Genomic DNA, 21,378 nt, shown 5'->3' with positions numbered 1-21,378 from the left:
GCCAGCTAGGACGACACCGCCCGCTCGGACTGCGATCGCGACCCGGTCTGGCGATCGCATCGAGCGCGCGCGCGTTTCTCAAAATATTGTTGGTGGCTGTCGTCGGCGCGGTAGTACTCGCTTGCCGGCACGATTTGCGTGGCGATCGGTTTGTCGTACTTGCCCGACTGCTCCAGGGCAAGACGCGATCGACGTGCAGCGGCTTCCTGCTCCGGTAAGTGGTAGAAGATTGCCGACCGATACTGCTCGCCGCGATCGGGACCCTGGCGATCGACTTGCGTCGGATCGTGAATCGACCAGAAAACATTTAGGAGTTGATTGTAGCTAATGGCATTCGGGTCGAATTCCACCTGCGCTACTTCGGCATGGCCGGTGATGCGCGCCAGCACGTCGAAATAGCTCGGGTTGGGGAAATGCCCGCCCATGTAACCCACCGACGTCGAGCGCACGCCTGGCACGCGCTGGAACGCAGCCTCCACGCCCCAGAAACAACCCGCCCCAAATGTTGCCAACTCCAGTCGTTCCGCCATCTCGTCTCCGCTCGATCTACATGCCCGTCCCATCCGACAGCGGCTTCACGTGCCGCACCTTCACGACCGTATGCACGTTTCCGCGCGGCGAAAAATCCCCCTCGACCGTCATCTCCAGCGGATCGCACGCGGCCACCAAATCATCGAGAATCTGATTGACCGATTCCTCATGGGAGATGTGGCGATCGCGATAGCCATTGATGTAAAGCTTGATCGCCTTCAGCTCCACAACGCGCTCGTCAGGCACGTACGACAGATAAATTGTTGCGAAGTCGGGATAGCCGGAAAACGGGCATTTACAAGTAAACTCCGGCAGCGAAATGTCGATCGTGTAGCGGCGACCGGGACGCGGATTGGGGAAGGTCAACAGTTCGCCTTCAGCGATCGCGCGTTCGCCGTACTTCACCTCGGTCGGTGGGTTTGCTGAAGCTGAGGCAGGGGGTGGCGTTTGAGTCACAAGGGAGACCTCCGTATCTAATAGCAATCCGAGTGCAGCGGCCGATCAAAACCGATAGCGTGGCGGCAGCGGTGGGGGTTTGCCTTCCCAGTCGGGACACGTGTCGTCCTCCGAACCGTAGGGATGCATCGCGCACACCAAAAAATTTTCCCCGTAAACATAACCGTGATAGTGGCGGCAGCCCACACAGGCGGGGTTCCAGTCGGCTCCGGCTACAACCGATGTTGCCATCGGCTCCCAACGCTCTTCGGCAAACAGCAAGACATCCGGCTCGTAGGGTTGCTCGTCAACACCCAGCGCGTCCCAGAACTCCTCCCAGGTTTGCGTCCAGTCGGCAACCAATGCCGCCTCGGCCTCAGAGGCGATCGCCGCGATCGCCTCTGAGGCCGACTGAAAAAACCGTTCGAGTTCGGTTGCCGTTAGTTCGCAGAATTCCCAGACATCGCGCGACCAATCATCCGGCTCGGGCACGAGTCAACCTCCAGCAATACTTCCGTCCATTCCGCCGTTCCACCATCGCCCGCTCGGGACCCGCCCGTCCCAAACCGCAATCGCGCGCGTTATTGCTGCAGGCGGCGCAGTTCCTCGCGCAGCGCGTCCACTTGCTGGCGCAGGGAGTCGAGCCGCTCGGAATCCTCGTCGTCCGCGGCAAGATTCTCGCCCCCCGCAGTATTGCTGGAGTCGCCGACCGCCGATGCCGGCAGCTCCTCGTCCTCTAGAATCTCGATCTCGATCTGGCGGGGTTCGGGACGACCGGTCGGTTTGTCCGCAGCCGCATCCGTTGACTTCCCCGGTTGACGTTGTTGAGCTTCGCGCACGAGATCGTCGACGAATCGGCGAGCCTCCTCGGAACTCATCTCGCCCCGTCGGACCATCTCGTCGGCAAGCTGCTGCCCGCGCCCTCGCAAATCCTGCAAGGTTTCAGAAGCTTTCTCCTGAGCGAAGTCGGCAATGCCAACCCCGAGGTAGAAGGCTTTCTGCACGAAGTCGCCAAATCGGTTCTGACCCATGATGTGCGATCGCGCCCGAATCGATACTCGTTTAATACTGCTACTGCTACCAGCCAGTCCGCCGCGAGGTGGTGCGGACTGCAAGCGACCCGGAGTTCGCGCCTATCGCGAGCATCCCTTATTGCTGCTACCTTCCGGTCCTGACAAGGTTCGGGCGTCACGATCGCGCGAGTCCGGATCGATTCTAGAATAACACGCACTCCCAGTGCACCGACTTCATTCCGCATTGAGGGACCGGCGAGATCGCCGGCGGCACCAACCCGTATCCAACGTGCCGAGGGAGCCAACGCCCTACGCGCGCTCGTCCGGCAGTCGGCGGTGGACCAGTGTCGAACTGGATTGATCGGTGGGGATGACAAGGACTTCGCTGATGTTGACGTGGGGCGGGCGCGACGCGCAAAACGCAACCACCTCGGCGATATCTTCCGGCGTCAGCGGTGTCATGCCCGCATAGGTTTTGGCGGCTTGTACGCGATCGCCGTGGAAACGTACGTTGCTGAAGTTTGTTTCCACCAGACCGGGATCGACCGAGCTGACGCGGACGGCCGTCCCGAGCAGGTCTAGCTTCAATCCTTCGGAGAGCGCGCGCACAGCAGCTTTGGTGGCGCAGTAGACGTTGCCGCGTGGATAAGTTTGGTGCCCGGCAATCGAGCCGATGTTGATGATGTGGCCGCGATCGCGCGCGACCATACCCGGCACGAGCGCGCGGGTAACGTATAGCAACCCCTTGAGGTTGGTGTCGATCATCTCTTCCCAATCCTCGATGCTGCAGTCGGGAAATCGGTCAAAACCGCGACTGAGCCCGGCATTATTGACCAGCACGTCGATGTCCGACCACGATGGTGGCAGCGACGCTACCGCGGCGGTAACGGCTGCGCGATCGCGGACGTCGCACGGGAGGACGTAACACGCACCACCGCTGTCATCGGCCAGCTCGGCCTGCAGTTCGCGCAGGCGATCGCCACTGCGAGCCAAGAGAACCAGCCGCGCGCCCGCACGGGCAAAACTGCGGGCACAGGCCGTACCGATACCGCTGCTGGCACCGGTCACTAACGCGATCGAACCGTCGAGATCGACCATGGGCTTGAGAAACGCAATCGTTCGGAACGCAGGACCGTTGACCTTATCGGGGCGCGGACTAGAGAGCGCGATCGGCAACCGAGTTGCTAAGGTGCGGCCTCGGCACTCGGCTCGCCCGCCTCAATCCGCAAGCGCTGCGTTACGACGGTGATGCCATCGGAGCGAATCAACACGGCCGAGAGCCATTCGTCACCGGGTTCGTCGGGAGCAGTGCCGATTTGGAAGATGCCACCCGCTGGCAAAACGTCGATGTCCAATGCGCTATCCGACAGCTGGGTGAGATTTGTGACGCGCTCTTCCAAAACCGCTCCCAGTAGGACGTCGTCGCCCAATGGTTCGTCAACGACAACGTCGAAGTCAAACATCTCGCCTGTTGCGACGGCATCGGGCAACTTCACGCTCACCTGCGGGGGATTTGCGCCCGTGAGGATTTGCGAGCGCTCGGACAGGATTTCTTGCTCGACGATGCGATCGCCGCTAAGGCGCTGGCGAGACACGATTTCAGCGCTCAGACGAATGTCTCTAGCCCCAACTCGGCGCACGCCTGTAACGCGCGTGAGGGTTTCGGCGATGAGGTCGGTACCGTTTCTGTCCCAAGACTGCAGCTCGATCGTGTAGTCAATGCTGTCGTATTCTTCCCACAACTGGGTCAGCCCCAAGGATAGCGAGGTAAAGTCGAGGCCGTCGCTGTTGGTAAAGTCCGGACTGTAGTGCTCCATCACCGACTGTAAATCTTGGCTGCTGGCCGCGCGCTCCATGTCAATCAAGAGCTGCTGAAGCGAATCGGGAGCGGAGGCAGGCGACTCGGCACGGATCGACGGCGATAGTAGCACCAAGCTACAGGTGAGGAGTGCCGGTAGGACGAGCGATCGCGTTCGACGACGTCGGAACATGAGCAGTACGGTAAGGGGATTTACTCGCTACTCTAGCAGCCCGGACGCGATTGCGGACTCGCTCGTCTTGCCGGTGATACGGGCGAGTTACAGGCGCGTCTCGAGGTATTGTCCGATGAGCTTCTGCTCCCCCGCCCGCGCGACGATCGTTTGACGGGTACGGTAGCGATCGCCGATCAGCTTCAACTCTTCCTCAAAGCTTGAGCCTTTATATTCGGTTCGCAGGCACAAAGTCTGAGGGTTGATGAAGTGGAACTGCGCGGCTACCGGCTGGTCGATCGCAAAGCCGCGATCGCGATAAAGCTGGTTCCCGAGCGCGCCAAATAGCGTCGAATCTTCCGATTGCAGCCGACCGGTTTCAGCATCTATACTGCACCAGCTCACCCGCGTGCCACAGACCAGCGCGTCAGCATCAAGCTGATGTAAGGCCTCTAGGTGGTGCAACTCCTCACAACCGCGATCGAGGAGTTCGATTTCTAGGCGGCTGCACACTTCTTTGGTTTTGCCCTGGGGCAAGGTGTAATAACGACGCTCGGAGTGCCACTTGCCAGCAGATGCCTGGAAGAAGGCAGCGATGAGTTGCTCATGCGTTGCGACGACCGCGCGTGTAGATCCGATGGTGGTCAAGATAGACTCCTTATGGCCTAGATGGTTGGGATCTGAGCGAATTTGTACAACTAGATAAGAGGGAATGCAGACTCTTAGCCCTGAAGTGCATGGCCTTCACAAAGCTTCACGATAGCCTACAGATATTAAATCCTCCTGACTGTATCTGCCGGTACAATCGCGAGATGGATTTATGAGTTGTGGTGCGCGTCGGTAGCGTAAGTTTGCGGCAAATATCGGGGGGGATGCATCGAGCGCGAGCCTTGCGGTACCCAGATTTGGGGCTAGTCTCAATAAGATTTCACCTCCGGATAACTTCGGTCGAAACTCCGCTCCGATTAAGGGATCTAATGGCACCAGTCGGTTTGTTGGTGGAGCAAGGCTGATATGGACATAGCGCACAAGTGAGCCGAGCGGGTGGCGATCGGTCGATGGGGTAGTGAACCAAAGAAGTATGGGATCGATCGAGGAAGAGACACCGATCGAACTCGCTGACATGCACTGCCCCTTTTGCGACCCTCCCAAATCTCACAAACACGGACGCATCAGCCACGGTATCCAGCGCTTCAAGTGTGTTCAATGCAACCACACCTTCGTCGAAATCGACGTGTCCTAGGACAAGCAGATCATGAGCCTGTAGGAGACCATTACTCGGTGCTACCTGCCATTGGCTTGGGCACGCATGGTACGGGTTGCATAGCGTCCCACAGGAAAGCATCTTTGTCACAAGGATGGATAGGATTGCTTGTGTCAGTGGTTGTCCACCTATTTTCTTGACGGAGAGCAGTGATGCAGGATTCCAAGGCGATCGAGCGCCTTCGCAAAGGGTCGCTTTATTCATTTATTGTCTTTCTATCAGTCAGCGCCCTGCTTGCAATTTTCATCGTGCTGACCGGAGGCTTTAATTGGTTTAAATTCAAAGTCTTAATCACCACATCTATTATCGCCGTTGCTAGCATCTGTTCTCTGTGTTGTGGTGCCTACTCCACAAGGGTTAGAAGCTCCTTTGCCGGCGTATCTGGTATTGTTCTGGCAGGATTCTCTGCAGCAATGCATATCCTTGCCACTTGGGTAGATATATCCTCGGAAGGATACTGGAAGACCGCTAGCATCCTTTCTATCTATGCGATCGCTTACGCGCACGCACTAGCTTTGCTGGCAATACGCCTGCGGCCAGCTCACTCTTGGCTTCAGCATGCAACGGCAGCAAACATTTTCATCCTTGCGACTATCGTCGCGGGCCAGATTCTCAGTGAGGCTGACAATGAAGGTATTTTCAAACTCATCATCGTGTTGGCAATACTGGTCACCCTAGAAACATTGGTCATCCCGATTCTTTGGAAATTAGCAAAGGGAACTCACCATTCGATTAAAGAAGTGCTATCTCTAACCAGGCGAGAAGATGGAACTTATGAAGACGAGCGCGGGTGCCTGTATGAAGTGAAAGAAGTGTCATAGCGATCGCCCGCTTTATGAGGGGCATACAAATCTGGGTCAGGGCGATCGCTTCTCTGGTTAGACGAGATAGTCTTGTCGAATGGCAGCTACGTTTCACCGATGGTCAGCGACAGAGGAATTGGGGTTGCGTTAGTCGATAAAATGTTTGCCCAGTTCCAAGCAACTGGAAATTCGCTGTTTATAGAGTATTCTGATGAATCAGGAAAGGAGATTTAACAAATCCGAACATAATCTAATCAAGATTGCTGAAAGGCTTAAAGTATAAGCTTGGAGTGCTTCTTCGTCATGAGCGATCGCCAGGATTTAGTACCAGTACTAAATTGAAAAGTGAGAATTTCCAGTTTTCTGTGCTGTTCCCCTCTCCATTCTCAACAAACTTTCTCTCTGGCGGTAATTTGACATTTCCAGCCGGGCAAGATCGGTTGCAACGTAGCTTAAATTCATAAAGTGAGGTGAGGGAGATCGCCGGAATCAGCTTGACAAGTTTGGTGACGATATTCTTGGCGGTGTGGAGAGTCATGTCGATACTTTTAAGCATCAGCAAGGCTTTGCCGGCTTGTTGTTAGGTGGGTTGGCGATTTGTTCGCTCAAGACAAAAGGCTGACAAGTCTGCACGTACATTTCAGCCGCCAGTAGTACACAATTCGGAAATGTCTCGAGGTCCCCTTTCTTTTGATCCCAGGCATTTTACTGCTTGGTAGATGAGCTTGATGATGGGAGAGTTGGAGGCAGTGATGAAATTTTGAGTAGCTTGCATCCCATCTCGAACGTCTCGAGTTGAGCGCGATCGCTGACAACTTGCAAGCTGACATGGCGTCTTTCGAAAGAAAAATCACAACCCTGGCTTTGTCAGGGTCGGGGTGGTGGCTATAGGGATAAGAGCATCGTCCCCTTTCTTCTCGAAGAACTGGAGAGGACTTTGACTTAAATCTTTTTTGGACTATAGAAGATTCTCTTTAAGAAGTTGTTCGATCTCAGCTGCTTTTTGGCGGTTTCCTTGGCTGTTGTAAAGAGCTAGAGCTTGTTGCCAATCCTGCTTGGCTTGTGAGTTTTGAAGAGCGGCGTAGCTATGCCCCCGATCTTGGTAAGCAGCACTAAACTCAGGATTGCATCGAATAGCCTCGCTGTAGTCGGCAACGGCTTGGTCAAATTGACTCAGATAGTGATTACAAACACCTCGATAGTAATAAATATCAGCGCTCGGGTCTTGTTTTATCGCCTGACTAAAATCCTGAAGGGCAGCCCGATAATTTTCGGCATTAAGATAGAGTTTGCCTCGCAAAATTAGGAGCTGGAAGGCTTCTGGCGCAATCATTAACCCTTGACTAGCGTCTGCGATCGCGGCTTTAGTCTTATTGAGGTAGCTATAGGCAATGCTTCGACGGTAGTAAAGTTCTGGATTTTGAGGATCGCCGGAGAGCACAGCGCTGTAATCTGCAACGGCCTGATCGAATCGTTGAGTTTGCAGATAGATGTCCGCGCGAAGCTTCTGGCTGGAGACGGCATGAGGGCAATCCTTGAGTAATCGATTTAGGGTGCGAAGCGCTTGCTCCGGTTGCCCCATAGCCACCAGCAGTTCGGCTTGGTTTTCAGCGAAAGCGACATTCTCCGGCTGAAGCTGGCTTGCCGCTGCGAAATCCTGTCGGGCGGCCTCCAGCTCACCAAGATTTCGATAAGCAACGCCCCGGTTATTTAGGGCTGCGGCACTTTCCGGCTGGAGTTGCACGGCCTGCTGAAAATCGCTCAGTGCCTCAGCGAAACGCCCCAAGCGCATGAGCACTCGTCCTCGCTCTTGCCACCCTCCACTCGCCTCTGGTTGGAGCTGTAGTGAGCGCCCAAAATCAGCTAATGCGCCCTCCAGGTCATCGAGTTGCGCGCGCAAGGAACCCCGGTTTCCCCAAGCGATCGCATCTTCTGGCGAGAGGGTTATGTGCAGATCTAGGTCAGCTAAAGCTCGCTGGGGCTGTTCGAGACGCAGCCAAATTAATCCCCGTAAATTAATCGCTTCGAGATTTTGAGGCTGTAGAGCTAGAGCCTGGTTGATTTCGGCGAGAGCTCGGGACCAGATTGTTTGCTCTGCAAAAATTCTGGCTCGATATCTATATAGATCGGGATCCTCAGAATTCAGGGATGAGGCGGCGCTAAAATCGCTCAATGCTTGCGCTTGGTTTCCCATTAGATAATGGGCTTCCCCTCGGCATTTCAGCGCTACGGCAGTTGGCTGGCACTGAGTAAGAAAACTAGTGAGGTCTGAAACGGCGCCGCTATAGTCCCCGAGTTTACATTTGACCAATCCTCGCAGCGCATAGGCTCCAAAAGCTTCGGGCTGAATTGCGATCAGCTGATTCCAATGAGAAAGCGCGCTGGGCCAATTACTTAGCACTGTTTCCAGGCTGCCTCGAATCCAACTTCCTTCAGGTGTTTCGGGCTGGGCGGCTAACCAAGCTCGGACGTTGGCATGCTCTGAAGAGGTTTTATCTTTGAGCAGGGATTCAACCTGGCTCAGAATAGCTGAAGCCTCTTTATTGGCAACCGCTAGCTGCCACTGTTTTAGCTGGATATCTTCCCGTTCCGGGGCGAGGAGGTGCGCCTGGGCTAAATCTTGCTGCGCCTCTGTAAGCTGACGCTGCTGCCAGTATAGTTGGGCCCGGTTTAGCCACGGTTCGATGTGGCTAGGTGCTAAGGCGATCGCGTCGGAAAAGTCTTTTAAAGCTGCGTTTTCGTGACCTAAGCGCCAATGTGCTAAGCCACGAATATTCAGCAGTTCTGGATCGAGTTCATTTAATTTTAGAGCTTGGTCACAATCGTTAACTGCCTCTGACCAATCCTCCTGCAAAGTCCGAGCAAGTCCTCGACTTTTGTAGACTTCGCCAAGATTTTCAGGTGCAAATTCCAAAGCTCGATCGAAGTCCGCGATCGCTTCTGGAATCGCCGACTGTGCCAGCAAAATCAGACCTCGCATAAAGTAAGGGCGAGATTGGGTTGGCCGTTGGGCGATCGCTTGGTCCAATGCTTCCTGAGCGGCTAGTGTCTCCCCAATAGTCAGTAGAGCTGTGGCTCGATTACAGTGAATTTCGATATTTTTTGGAGCTATGCTTAAAGCTCGTTCAAACGTAGCGATCCCTGCCCGAAAATCCCCTGATTCCAATTGGGCTGCTGCTTTAATCTGAAGTGCATCAAGATGATATGGAGCTTGGGTAAGTATCAGACTACAAATCTCCACTGCTGCATGAAATTGCTGGTGTTCATAAGCAGCTAAAGCTTGTTGATAGTTTTCATCAATAGAAATAGAGCTGTTGTAGAAGCTATCCATTTGAGGCAGCATTCTTCAGATAGATATTAATTTGCTTTATCCAGTAGAGTTTGTATTCTGAGGAAATATTACTATAATTATATGTTACTGGTATGAGTTCACCTGATTTTAGCCGTAAAATCACACGAGACAATGTAGAGGTTTCACCTTGAGTAGTTTCAAGATCTGCCTTGTCAATTTCGCTAAGGGTACCTTGCCAAGTTTTTCCCAAAAGTCCTCTTGCTCGCCGACGGACTAGCTCATAGGTTTGGCTCGTCTGGTCCAAATTTAGCTCAATGAACGGCGAACTGATGAGAAATATGAGCATAATTATTAGGAAAAATCCTCCCAGTCCAAAACAGCTGTATAGAATCTCACGGCAATCAACACTCAACGAAATCTGTTGCTCCCTTCCATTTAGAAACTGAGTCAAACGTTGCTGAATATAGAGCACTTGGTAGTCATAGCTGATCGATGGCGATGCCAGATCGCTTTTCCGCAAATTGTCCTGAAACTCGTAAGCAGTGTTTATGCCACGCAGCACTAAGCGCACGCTCTCATCTTGCTCAAAAGAAGAGGGAGATTCACTAGATGAAAGTGAGTTGGATTCATTGGAAAATAGCACAGGTTCAAAATTGGCCTGCCGTAAATCGCCAAGGTGAAGGTCAACCAACTCTTTTCCCCACCAATCTAGCTCCCTGATTTCACAATCTACAGTTTCCGTTCCAATTGAACGCTGACAAAAAATTCCTATGTCGGAAACACTGAACAATGCCACGGTGATAGACAAACCGCTTAACCATAAAAAAAACCAGGCAAATGCCCAATTAACCAAAGGACGGAACCGAATTCGAAACTGAGTTGATGAAATGAATACGCTAGCATCCGGCAAGTAAAAAATGCCGACTAATATAGCCATAGCCAACAAAGCAACAAGCGCGAACCAATCAATATCCATTGTATCTTTGGGAATCTTGTTACGATTTGGCTGAAGTCATACCTATATTGATTTGCGAGCAATTTTCTGAATACACCCTCTTACAGCATTGCGAACCTGAATAGTCGGGTACACTCATTTAGTGAATATTATTGTAGCAACAATCTCTTTGGCAAAGAGGCGAGTGGCCTCCAAAACGCTAATATGTTACCAGCGCATAGGCAGAAGTGTCCTGTTAGTGCTGACAAAAGCTATATAACAAAATCCGCAGTACTTAAAGCATCAGGTAATATCCCATGCAGATTCGCCAGGGGAAGGAAGCGGTTTCGAGCATCGCCCACGGGATTAACTTCAAGGAGCGTATTGCTTCTGCCTTGGGCACTGAGGCGAACATAGTCGGCAAATGGATCCTGGCTGCCATATCTGGATGACTCGAAGATGGCACTTAAATCGATTTTATCGAAACCTACTTCGAAATCAACGATTAGATCGAGCCCATGCCGAACGTTGTTGTAAACAAAAACATCTCGACCTGAACCACCGCTGATTGAGTCACTGCCGCGACCGCCATCGAGTAAGTCATCGCCATCGCCCCCTAAGAGAACATCTCGACCGCGACCGCCATCAAGCAAGTCATTGCCATTGCCCCCCAAGAGAGTATCGCGACCGCGACCGCCATCAAGCAAGTCATTGCCATTGCCCCCCAAGAGAGTATCGCGACCGCGACCGCCATCAAGCAAGTCATTGCCATTGCCCCCCAAGAGAGTATCGCGACCATTTGCACCCGTGAGTTTATCGTCGCCAGTTGTGCCGATCAACACGTCATTGCCCCCGGTGCCCGGAACTTCATTAAATGGCGATTGCACATCAATCAGCACAGAGGCGACCGCGGTACCTCCACTACCGTCATTGATTTGGTAGTCAAAACTGGCTGTGCCTACGAAATCTGTTGTTGGGGTAAAGATAATGTCGCCATTGGCATCCAAACTGACCGAACCGTTAAGAGGATTACTCACGTTTACTACGGTCAAAATGTCCTCCGCATCTGCATCCGTATCGTTAGCCAGTAGGTCTGCCGCTGACAACGTTAAGGTTTCATTCAACCGCGCAATCGCAGTATCGTCGGTCGCGACAGGCGGATTATTTGGCGGCTCTAAGTCTGCGGCGTCAATGACTAAGGCAAACGTGTTTGATGCAATGCCCCCGTCTTCATCTTGCGCTTCCACTTCAACAGTGAGTTCGCCCACTGCTTCTACCGGCGGCGTTCCCGTAAAAGTTCGAATAACGCCTTCGAATGAGAGCCAATCAGGAAGGGGCGTGCCTCCACTAAGGCTGGCACTATAGGTCAAGATGTCTCCCGGATCTGGGTCGATAAATGCGTCTGCTGCAAAATCGAAGACAAAAAGTTCTCCGGTAATGACCTGCTGCTCCGGGAGGGGTGACTTGACGACTGGTGGCAGGTTATCGTTGACCACAGTGGTTTCTGCGTCCGGGAGCGCAGGAATTGCCTCTACATTTCCCGCGTTGTCAGTGCCTAGAACGTAGAAACGATAGCGCCGCCCTGGCTCGCCGACATAGACTCCCTCCGTTAAAGTGGTATCCAACAACCATGGCTCGAAAATGCCATCATTTTCGGCAACAAAGACATCGAAACTATCTAGTGCGGAGCCGCCCGGAATGTCCTGACCAGACCACCTCAATGGAATTTCGGGACTGTTTACTGTCCCTTGCAGGGTCGCAACGGCAGTGGCCGGTGCTTCAGCATCCAAGGTATTGAAGATCGCTGGGGTGTCGATGGGTTCGTTGATATCAAAAACTATTCGCGCTTGGGCATCAATAATCGTACCCGTTGCGATGTCCGCTCGTGGATGGATGGTGTATTCTACAAATCCGTCTCCCTCAGGTGCAGTAAGGTTGGGCGGCAGAAAGCCCAGAGCAGGATCTAAGGGCTGATCGCCAGTTGCTGGATCGATGGAGGTAAACTGCCAAAATGCCTCGCCATTAGCAATATCGATACCAGCTACAACATCAACAAAGATACCTTGTTCAGCCGTTAAGTCCAGACGCTCTTGATAAAACGCGCGGTTCTCAGGGACATCTATTATTAGGTCACCAAAGCCAAAGTCCCCCACTCGGAAGGTACGGAAGTCAAGATCGGTATCAAGTTGCTGAGTGATACGCACCACTTGGGCGGGTGCCGAGGCGAATTCCGGATCGTTTTCAAACCGAATACGATATTCCAACATATCAGCAGCCGGAATCCAATTCTCTTCGCCAAATCCCTCCGGTCCAATAATGTCATTCGGATCCTGGGAGGTCTGAACGGGCGGCAAATAGGGCGGATCGTCGTCGCAATCGCATTCTTCCGGTGGACCACCAGATAAACCCTGGCTATTTGAGAGTAAGTCATAGAAAAACGAACCTGTTGGCAGCGGCTGCCTGTCGCTAAAGTCACCACCGTCGCCCCCATTTTTGAAAAATTCAAACGTAAGATTTACATTTTGACCCACAAGAATTCCAAAGAAAGTGGCAGTACCGGATATTTTGGTCTGCCCCAGTGATTGGGGACCGGCTAGGGGAATATTGGCGTCCAAGTTGACCGATACTACTAGATCGGTTTCGCCCAGAAAGCCATTTCCGGACCGTATGCCGGGAAACTGAATTAATGCCCGACCAGAGGCTCCAACATCGGCGGTAATGCGACCGGAGGCAGTGCCGTCGGGGAAAAGTTTGAGCGCGCCGGTAATCCCCACTTTGGCAAGGATTTCGCCACTTAGCTCGAATACACTCGAAACATCATTAATTCGTTTAATAGTCTTTCGAATAAAATTCACAATTGGAACGGCGGGAGGGGCAAATCGTGCTACTACGTCAAGCAGTGCAAGTGCGTCCCCCTTTACTCCAACGCCACCAGAAGCGGATAGGGTTGTAGAAGTCAGTCTATAGACGCATTCATTCCCTTGTTTAACTAAGTCGTAATCAGTTCTGACGGGAATAGCAATAACACCAACCCCGCTTAGATCGCCAACCCCAAGAAAGTTGTCGACTGTGAGCAGCCCTCCATAGGTGGTTCTCACGAATGCCCCTTCGCAGGTCCGTTCTTCTTTGCGGTTAACACCCAGAGCAAGGCTGCCTAATTCGGGGATCTTAATGGATAGGCGGCCGCCGGGGTTTCTCTCGGGCAAATTAGGACTGGGAAGGGGAACGGGTAAGTTGCTGTTGCTCACCCTGGCATCCGCAGCACTGCTGACTACCGAGTCAATTTCAATGGCCGTAACGTCAATGGTTCTGGTCGCAGCAAAACTTTGAGCTCCAGCTCCCGACCCAGTGGCGATCGCTTCCTCCAGTTCTGCGAGGCTAGCCTCTAGGTCAGCAATGAGAACCTCGTATTCTTGTCCAAAATCACTTGGATCGACCTCTAAAGGTTGGGATTCCTGGGGCGGATTCAGATTGAATTGCAGTCCGGTGAGATCCTGTCCTTCAGCAACCGTAAATATGATGGCAGTGGGATCGAAGCTAAGGGGTCCTGTTACTTCTGGAACGTCGACCCGCTCGCTGAGGCGAAAGCTGTTGTAGCCGCCGAGGAAGTAAGTGCCTGGTTCTAAAGAATTAAGCTCAAAGCGGCCGTCCGCATCTGCGGCAAAAACCTGTAGAGCTGTCACTTCTCCGTCTTTTTCTTGGTAAAGAAATAGTCCAGGAGACGCCACAGGTTCACCCGTTTCACTATCGAAAATTCGCCCGGAAACCCTTGATTTTTGGGAGAATACTGACAGATCTCCACTCTCAAAGAATTTGGCAATCAATTCCCGAACATCGAAGGGACGATCGCTGGGCTCGTCAAAGGCGATTGCCAGTTCATTGAGCACAGAAACGTAGTCGCCCCAGTTTTCCCCAATGCGCGGCTGTACCTCAGCCCAGAATGGATTCCATTGAGCATCGCTCAATTCTGGCGGTCGGATAGCCGCTTCGATCTCTCTCCATTCCACTTCGGTAATGACGGTTGTGCTGTCTGCTCGGTAGATAAAAGTGTCAATACTGACGGCAGCTCCGTCTACGCGGTAGAAGAACGGCACCGAACTTAGTTCGCCGGGGCGCAGGGTATCCGGTCGGACGTCATCACCAATTGCCAGTAGATGCAAGCCATTGCGGGGCGCAATGTCATCAAAATCGGCCCCTAGGGGAGTTCCGGTTTCACTGCGTAAAATGACTAACGCGGCGGCACTGTCCACATCCCCAGCGTTGGCATAGTCAATTCTAGCGGCGTAGCTGACCCGCGGCCGAACCCGGGCTGGTCCTTCAATGCGAGCGATGAAATTCTCCCCCTCTCCGGCAATTACCGTTAGCGCATCGGTCAGCTCGGCAATGTCACCATCTCCAGCTTCCGCTTGAATGTCATAGATGCCCAAGGGCGCATCTTCCAAACCAAACGTGACAAAAGCTTTTGTGGAATTTTCTCGCACCAAAGCAATGGGCTCGATAACCTGCCCGTCGGGAGTAACCAGCCGAAAGTCAGTCTCACTATCGAATCGAGCACCCTCGAGTTCTAGGGTAAAGGGGCCACTGGTGCCGACTGTCAGCGGATCCGTTTCGGACAGAGAGAATGGAATGGTTTCGGCGCTGAGGGTATAGTCAGACGGATTGGGCAGATTGTCGCCAAAGAGTAAAACGTAATAAGAGCCACCGGCTTCCGAGGGAAAAACGATTTCTTGATCGGCGACAAACGGTTCGCCAACAAAGTCGAACTGCCCCCGAGTCGGAACATCCCCAAAGCGGACAAAGAGCTCGGTGCTAACGGTGTCATCGAGGCTATCCAAGCTCAGGCGGATGGACTCCCCGGCCGGGGCGTCAATGCGGTAGTAAATGGCTTGACCGTCAACCAATTGGTCGCTGTCGCTGCCCCCTAAGGGGAGGGACTCGATATCCACGCTGATTTGACCCAGAGAAACCCCCAGGTTGTTGGCTTCGTCAGCTTCGGGCACTTCGTTACGGATGTCGCTCCGCAAAATCACGAAATAATCCCCCGGAACCAGTCCGGGTAGGGGGGCAGTGGCGGAGCGACTATAGCTGGTGTTTGAGCCAATCGGTCCCCCGAGCGGAATCTGGGAAAATAGGCGATCGCTAGCGTCGAAGGTCTCATCGACGGAGAGATAGAGAGAATCGGTCCAGCGGCCTTGGACTGATTCAGCACTGAGATTGGTGACGGTGTAGCTTATGGTGCTGCTCTCACCAATAATGCCGATGGCTGGCGGGGTAATAGCCGTGGCAGACAGATCTGCTGGAGGAGGCAAAATTACGTCCACCGAGGTGGTGTCGTAGCTGCGGTTATTGTTTTCACCTCCGCGCTCGAAAATACGGTTTCCGTTGTCGGCTTCTGCGAATACGTAGAAGGGTCCAGCTAATCCGGCGGGAATACGCAGAGATACTGTCTGGGTAAGGCTTTCCCCGGCCCCGAGCCCGGCACTCTGCTCCACAAAGCCTAGGTAGGTATCCTGGTTGCGATCGAAAATTTGATCCAGGGACAGATAAAAAACATTACGGTTGATATCGTCGCTGAGCGCTTGACCTTGATTGGTTACAGTCCAGGTTAAGTCGAAGTTTTGACCACTAATGGCGGTTAAGGGGGCGTCAACAACACTGACCACCAAATCGGGCACAGGGCTAGGGGCAATGGTTGTGAGCTGCTCACTGGCACCTACATTATTAGTTTCGAGGCTATCTTCAAAGACCTGGTTATTGTTGCGGGAATTGACGCTATTGCGATCGCTTTCTACCAAAACAAAGAAGTCACCTACGAGCTCGAGAGGGAGGGTAAAGGTGCCATTGGCGGTGTAGCTTTCCCCAGGGTCCAAACGACCGGAGCGAATCACCCGACCAAGGGGCCGGTCGTCGCTGCTCAAGATATCATCCGTCGACAGATAAACTTCGTCGTACCAAAAGTTGGCGTTGGTTTGACCCGTGCCGAAGTTGCGGACCGTCCAGTTAACGCTAAAGGTTTGACCGGAAAGGGCGCTGATTGGGGGCACAACACTGGTCACCTGTAAATCCGGGGTTTGGCGGGTTATCGTAACGGGCAGGGGTCCGCTGAGGTTATTGCCTTCGTTAAGATCCTCAAACACCCGGTTTTTGCGATCGGTTTCCACAAACAGGTTGAAGTTGCCCACCAGCTCAAAAGGAATGGCAAGGGCTTGGCTACGAGTGTAAGTTTCGTCAACATCAAGCAGACTATTGCGAACAAATGTGCCGATCGTGACATCGTCGGCGTTGCCGTAGATATCGTCTAGGGAGAGGACAATGTGGTCCTGCCATCCGGTTACTGCGGTGTCACCAATCCCTTGATTGAGCACTTGCCACGCCACCAGCAAACTCTTGCCGGCTTCGACGCTGCTGAGAGCTTGCACTTGGCTCACAAGGAGATCCGCTGGCTCGGAAGTTATGGTCGTGACGCTGGGACTCCCATTGGCGTTGTTGTCGTTATCAAGTTCGAAGACGCCATCGCTGTCGTCGGTCTGAACGATGACAAAAAAGTCACCGCTTAGCCCGTCGGGTAGTGTGAAGTTGCCAGTGGCGGTGTAGGATTCGCCAATGTCTAGAGCCCCCTGGCGATTGACGAACCCCAAAAACAGGTCGCTGCTGGGGTCAAGTTGGGAATCAGAGGACAGATAAACAGCATCGCTCCAGTTAGCATCCAGAGTTGCCGTTGCCCCAAAATTGGTGACACCATAGGAAACACTGAAAGAGCGGCTGGCAGTAGCAATGGCGGGCGCTGTTACAAAGGTGACTTCCAAATCCGGAGGCGGCGTCAGCAAAATTTCTGTCGAGTCGAACCCGATATTGTTCGTTTCTAAAGCGCCCTCAAATACCTGGTTGCCTGCATCGGTCTCGACAAGAATGAAAAAGTCACCGCTAATTTCTGGAGGCAGCTCTACCGCCGCTGACGCACTGTAGCTGTCTCCCGCTTCTAAACGACCGTTGCGCCCCACCGTGGCAAGGAGAGTATCGTTCCCGCGAAACTCATCCGTCGAAAGATAAACTCGATCGCGCCAACGGGTTTCCAAGGAGCGACCTTCGCCAACATTGGTAACTGTCCAATTGACGTCGACTTGAGTTCCAGAGAAAACTAAACTCGGCAAGCTGACCACACTGACAGTCAAATCTGGGGGCGGTGTCAGTTCAACCTCCACCAGCTCACTGGCGGCTAAGTTATCGTCTTCGGCTTCAAATTCCACGACAGCGGTATTGCTGTCCGCTTGAACCAGGAAAAAGTAATTTCCGTCCAAGCCTTCCGGTAGCGTGACCACTTGGCTATTGCGGTAACGGTCGCCAACCGCGAGAAAACTTGGGTTAACAGCGTTCCCCAGGAAAAAATCGCCCCCGTCTAAAACCCGATCGAGGGAGAGCCAAATTCCGTCATTCCAGCGCGGGACATTAGTGGGGGCATTGCCAACATTGACCACCTCCCATTCCACTAGGGTTTCCTGACTAGAGAAGACAATACTGGGCGCGAGCACATTCTCTGCTTGAAGATTGGGGAACTGCGCAAGTTCAATGTCAATGAGGGTGTCACCAACGGTTTGATTGTTGGCTTCCCCCGTTAGCCCCTCAAAGACATCATCGAGCACATCGGTTTGGATGATGGCAAATCGGTCATCACCCAAGGTAATCGGTAGATTAATGAGCTGAGTCCGATTAATGGACTGACCTACGGCGATGGTGCCGGTAAAGTCAAAGCTCCCATAGAATCGATCGTCGCCAAAGAATCGATCGCTGGAGAGAAAAATCCGATCCTGGATGGTTCCTGAGAAGTCGGCAGTTCCCTGGTTGGTTAGGGTCCAAGTGATAGGAATCTGTTGTCCTGAGATAGCTTCTAAGGGAGCGGCAATGACCGATACGATGAGATCGGGCAGGGGAGGAAACTCCAGAGCGATCGGAACAGCGATGGCGTTATCATCCTCATCGGTCTCGAACTGGTCGCCGCGCTCGTCGGTCTCGACCAGCACGAAATAATCACCCGGCTCCAGGCTGGCATCCAGCGGCAAGGAAATCGACTGGATTTGCCTATAGCTGACTCCCGACTCAAGGGTCTGCGGTGCCGCCAAGGCTTGCAAAATTACGTCGCCGGCATCGAGGGTGGCGTCTGTTGAGAGGTACACGCGATCGAGCCAGTTGGCCGATGCGCGTCCGCTGCCGGTGTTTGTTACCGTCCAGGAAGTGGCGATCGCGCTGCCAAATGCTGCTGTCTCGGGCAGCGAGACGTCTGTAATCTCTAAGTTCGGGACGACAACCTCAAGCGGAACGACGGTTTTATTGTTACTCTCTTCGAGCTCGGCTTCGGCATCCGCACGGTCCGTCACAAAGATGAGCGAATACGTCCCCGCCGCGCGCTCGGGAAAGGCCAGCGTCGCGCTGCGCGTGTAAGAATCTCCGGCTCCCAGCGGCGTGCTGTTGCGACTGGCGAGCTGGATATCCCCGCTGTCTAGCACCGCGTCGGCCGACAAAAACACCGCGTCGGCCCAGGTCGCGAGCGTTCCGAACGGACTCGAGTTGGCGACGCTCCACTCGAGGGTAAACGATTCAAGGGGGCTGACGGGGTCCGGCGAGACACTGGTGCTGACAAAACTGAGGTCGGGCAGGTCGTCGTTGAGAATCGTGCCGATGCCCGTGCCGTCCAGGATGTCACCGTTGACCGAGTTGCTCAGAACTAGTTCGAAGCGCTCGTCTGGCTCGCGCGTCAGGTCGCCGAGCAGGTCCACTGTCACCGTTTGCGTTGTGGTGCCAATTGCAAAGGTTACCGTGCCGTTCGTCGCTAAGTAGTCAATGCCTGCTTCTGCGATATCACCGACACTTAGGTCGCGAGAGGCAAAATCGACGCTAATGAGCTGGTCGTTGGGGCGGTTGAGCGAAAGCGTAAACGTCAGCGTGGTGGTGCCGGCGTTGCCCTCGGCAATTGCCACGTCGTCGATGGTAATCTGCGGTGGCGGCGTCAATTGGGCAATGAGCTTCTGGCGTGCGGCGGCCTCAAATTCGCTGAAGGTATTGGCTTCGACGATGAATGCAGGTGTGCCGTCGGCGTTGGTGCCGCCAATCAACGAATCCCTATAGAAGTTCTGCAGCGAGCTACTGTTGCCAATTGTGATGCCATTGATGGCGTCAATGCCTGCTTCCAGGGCGCGATCGCGCGCAGCTGAAGTTGTGCTGGCGTTCCCCGAACCGTCTCCAGACACTTCCATCGCAAGAAAGCGTCCGTCGAGATCGTTGCTGAAAAACAACGGTGTCGCGAATTCGATTGCCGGTCCCGGATCGGTGCCGCCATTGAAGGGGCGGGTGCCGCCGAAGTCTGGCAGCAATGTCGAGCGGATCGTGTTGGCAAACGCCTGAGACGATTCCACGCTGTCGATGACCGTCCAGGGCACGGACTCCACCTGCTCGGTGTTGCTCGACCAGAGCACGACGTTTATGCCGACGCGCCCTTCGATACCCCCAGCAATCAAGTTAGTGTAAATAGTCGGATCGTCGAAAACGTTGGCATAACCGCCTACCTGCAGCTCGTACTCACCCTCGCTCACGCTTCCCGAAACGTCAATCAGCAGCGACAGCTCTAGGTCTACCTCTAAGAGGTCGTCATTGAAAATTGTGACGGTGCCGCTGCCGTCGAGGATCGGATGATTGGCATTACTCAGCTCCAGCGTGAAGGTCTCGCTGCTTTCGCTGGTTAGGTCGCCGTTAACTATCACCGCAACTGTTTGCGAGCCTGCCCCATTGAAGGTCAGGGTGCCGCTGGTCGCGATGTAGTCGCCACCGGAAATCGTGGCGCTTCCGTCCGCAGTAGCGTAATCGACCGTGACAGGGATGCCCGGATCGTCAAACAGCGTGACGGTAAACAGCGCCGTTATCGTGCCGCTGTCGCCCTCAATGACGCTGGCATCATCGATGCTTAAACCTTCGTTGGGGACAATGGAGACGTTGTCGATCGCCCACTGATCGTTGCCACCACCACTGTTACTGACCTGGCGCCATCGAAACTGCGTGCCGGCGGTCTGTGCTGCAGCCGGAACCGCTGCGGTTACCGTCGTAAAAACAGGAAAGTTTTCGGTGTCGTAGGTAGCGATGGTCCTAAAAGTAGCGCCGTCGGTACTATATTCCAGCACCACATCCTCGCCGTCATCCGCATTTTCCCCGCCGTTGCCGCTCGTACCGAAAATTAGGTCGAATTCAATTGTCCCGCCGTTCGCGATCTCGATCGGATTCGTAATGGCCTGGCGCGGATCTGAGCCGCTAAAGAACAGCGAGTTACCGTTGCTACCCGTAAACTGGGTGTTGGCTGTGCCACCGCTAATCTCCGCCCAGAGCGTGGGGTCGATGTTTGGGTCGAAGTCATCCGCGAAGATACTGGCGGGCGCTTCCGACGATACGCTCGCGATCGCGACATCGTTCGCGGTATCTGCAAACACGGGAAGCAACTCGGACGGAGACTTCAACACTTACCCAACCTCCAATAATACCAAAGAAAAGAAAGACCCGAATTCACAGCAGAAGTTAGAAGAAACTCTGCTGTGAGAAACCCTAAATGAAACTCTTGGTTCGCAAAACCTAGGCGAGCCTAATAACCTAGCAAACGCCATTCATTCTGTCAAAAACAGTTAAGCAAGTAGCTGCATTAATCCCATTACCTAAAGACATAGGCAAGCTACCAGCTCTCGCAAAGCCTGCTCAAGAGTAACACTGTAAAGTGAACTTGTCAACACAATATGTTCTCGACACTCAAGCAACCATATCATCAAAGAAAAATAATATCGTATGCCCTGAAGGCAAGACAGGAAAGCATCGCTGCCTGAAAATTCTTGGAAAAGTTGCTTGGCATGGAAGCCTTTGCGTTGTACTTTTCGGAGAGAAATAGTCGGCAAGAGGTGCGGGATAGAGCCCAGGCAGAAATGATGGATTTACTAGGAGCCAACTATAGAGAAAAGCTGAAGGACATTGAGCAGGTGGCAAAATGTCCATAGCGGGTGCTCTTCCCTTTCTAGAAATATAATTCTGCTTCCGCGTGTTAGGCTTGCTCCTTACACTGCTCTAGAAACTAGCTGATGTGTGGAGCCTAGGCTGTTTTCAGTTCCAGGC

At 53.5% G+C, this 21,378-nt stretch carries 12 protein-coding genes and 1 other RNA gene; 2 read left to right on the top strand and 11 right to left on the bottom strand.

Translation table 11 applies throughout. The features are described from left to right. Nucleotides 1-5: 5 nt before the first annotated feature. From msrA to KR51_RS00030, 8 genes are all read right to left on the bottom strand, one after another. The gene (msrA, locus tag KR51_RS00065; RefSeq protein WP_022603657.1) at nucleotides 6-530 is read right to left on the bottom strand and encodes a peptide-methionine (S)-S-oxide reductase MsrA; all 525 of its coding nucleotides are present in this window, start codon (nucleotides 528-530) and stop codon (nucleotides 6-8) included. A gap of 16 nt (nucleotides 531-546) precedes the next feature. Further along, nucleotides 547-987, bottom strand: coding sequence for a preQ(1) synthase (gene queF / locus KR51_RS00060; RefSeq protein WP_022603656.1), 441 nt, complete (start codon nucleotides 985-987; stop codon nucleotides 547-549). 45 nt (nucleotides 988-1,032) lie between these two features. Further along, complete coding sequence (locus KR51_RS00055) at nucleotides 1,033-1,458, bottom strand: hypothetical protein (protein ID WP_022603655.1); 426 nt, start codon at nucleotides 1,456-1,458, stop codon at nucleotides 1,033-1,035. A gap of 89 nt (nucleotides 1,459-1,547) precedes the next feature. Then, the gene (locus KR51_RS00050; RefSeq protein ID WP_022603654.1) at nucleotides 1,548-1,997 is read right to left on the bottom strand and encodes a phasin family protein; all 450 of its coding nucleotides are present in this window, start codon (nucleotides 1,995-1,997) and stop codon (nucleotides 1,548-1,550) included. A gap of 83 nt (nucleotides 1,998-2,080) precedes the next feature. Then, nucleotides 2,081-2,177, bottom strand: an RNA gene (gene ffs, locus KR51_RS17080) — signal recognition particle sRNA small type. Between the two features lie 111 nt (nucleotides 2,178-2,288). Beyond that, a complete protein-coding gene (locus KR51_RS00040) occupies nucleotides 2,289-3,155 on the bottom strand; it encodes an SDR family oxidoreductase (RefSeq protein ID WP_232214473.1) in 867 nt (288 codons plus the stop codon). 8 nt (nucleotides 3,156-3,163) lie between these two features. Further along, nucleotides 3,164-3,970, bottom strand: coding sequence for a hypothetical protein (locus tag KR51_RS00035; protein WP_022603652.1), 807 nt, complete (start codon nucleotides 3,968-3,970; stop codon nucleotides 3,164-3,166). Between the two features lie 87 nt (nucleotides 3,971-4,057). Continuing rightward, on the bottom strand, nucleotides 4,058-4,588 hold the full coding sequence (locus KR51_RS00030) for a phycobiliprotein lyase (RefSeq protein ID WP_040654566.1): 531 nt from the start codon (nucleotides 4,586-4,588) through the stop codon (nucleotides 4,058-4,060). Between the two features lie 442 nt (nucleotides 4,589-5,030). Here KR51_RS00030 and KR51_RS21395 point away from each other — a divergent pair, with 442 nt between their 5' ends. Continuing rightward, on the top strand, nucleotides 5,031-5,192 hold the full coding sequence (locus KR51_RS21395; protein ID WP_456300039.1) for a transposase: 162 nt from the start codon (nucleotides 5,031-5,033) through the stop codon (nucleotides 5,190-5,192). 173 nt (nucleotides 5,193-5,365) lie between these two features. Beyond that, nucleotides 5,366-6,034 carry a hypothetical protein gene (locus tag KR51_RS00025; RefSeq protein ID WP_022603649.1) on the top strand — a complete coding sequence of 223 codons (669 nt, stop codon included), beginning with the start codon at nucleotides 5,366-5,368 and terminating at the stop codon, nucleotides 6,032-6,034. A 940-nt stretch (nucleotides 6,035-6,974) separates the two neighbouring features. Here KR51_RS00025 and KR51_RS00020 read toward each other — a convergent pair. The 3 genes from KR51_RS00020 to KR51_RS00010 form a co-directional block, all read right to left on the bottom strand. After that, complete coding sequence (locus tag KR51_RS00020) at nucleotides 6,975-9,347, bottom strand: tetratricopeptide repeat protein (RefSeq protein WP_040654517.1); 2,373 nt, start codon at nucleotides 9,345-9,347, stop codon at nucleotides 6,975-6,977. Then, a complete protein-coding gene (locus KR51_RS00015; RefSeq protein ID WP_022603646.1) occupies nucleotides 9,340-10,284 on the bottom strand; it encodes a hypothetical protein in 945 nt (314 codons plus the stop codon). Before KR51_RS00015 ends, KR51_RS00020 begins: the two co-directional genes overlap by 8 nt. Before the next feature lie 230 nt (nucleotides 10,285-10,514). Continuing rightward, a complete protein-coding gene (locus tag KR51_RS00010) occupies nucleotides 10,515-20,741 on the bottom strand; it encodes a CARDB domain-containing protein (RefSeq protein ID WP_022603645.1) in 10,227 nt (3,408 codons plus the stop codon). Nucleotides 20,742-21,378: the final 637 nt, after the last annotated feature.

This window comes from Rubidibacter lacunae KORDI 51-2 (assembly GCF_000473895.1).
In the GTDB taxonomy this organism is placed as follows: domain Bacteria; phylum Cyanobacteriota; class Cyanobacteriia; order Cyanobacteriales; family Rubidibacteraceae; genus Rubidibacter; species Rubidibacter lacunae.
Note: the sequence above shows the minus strand (reverse complement) of the source record. Positions and strands in the feature narration are given on the sequence as shown.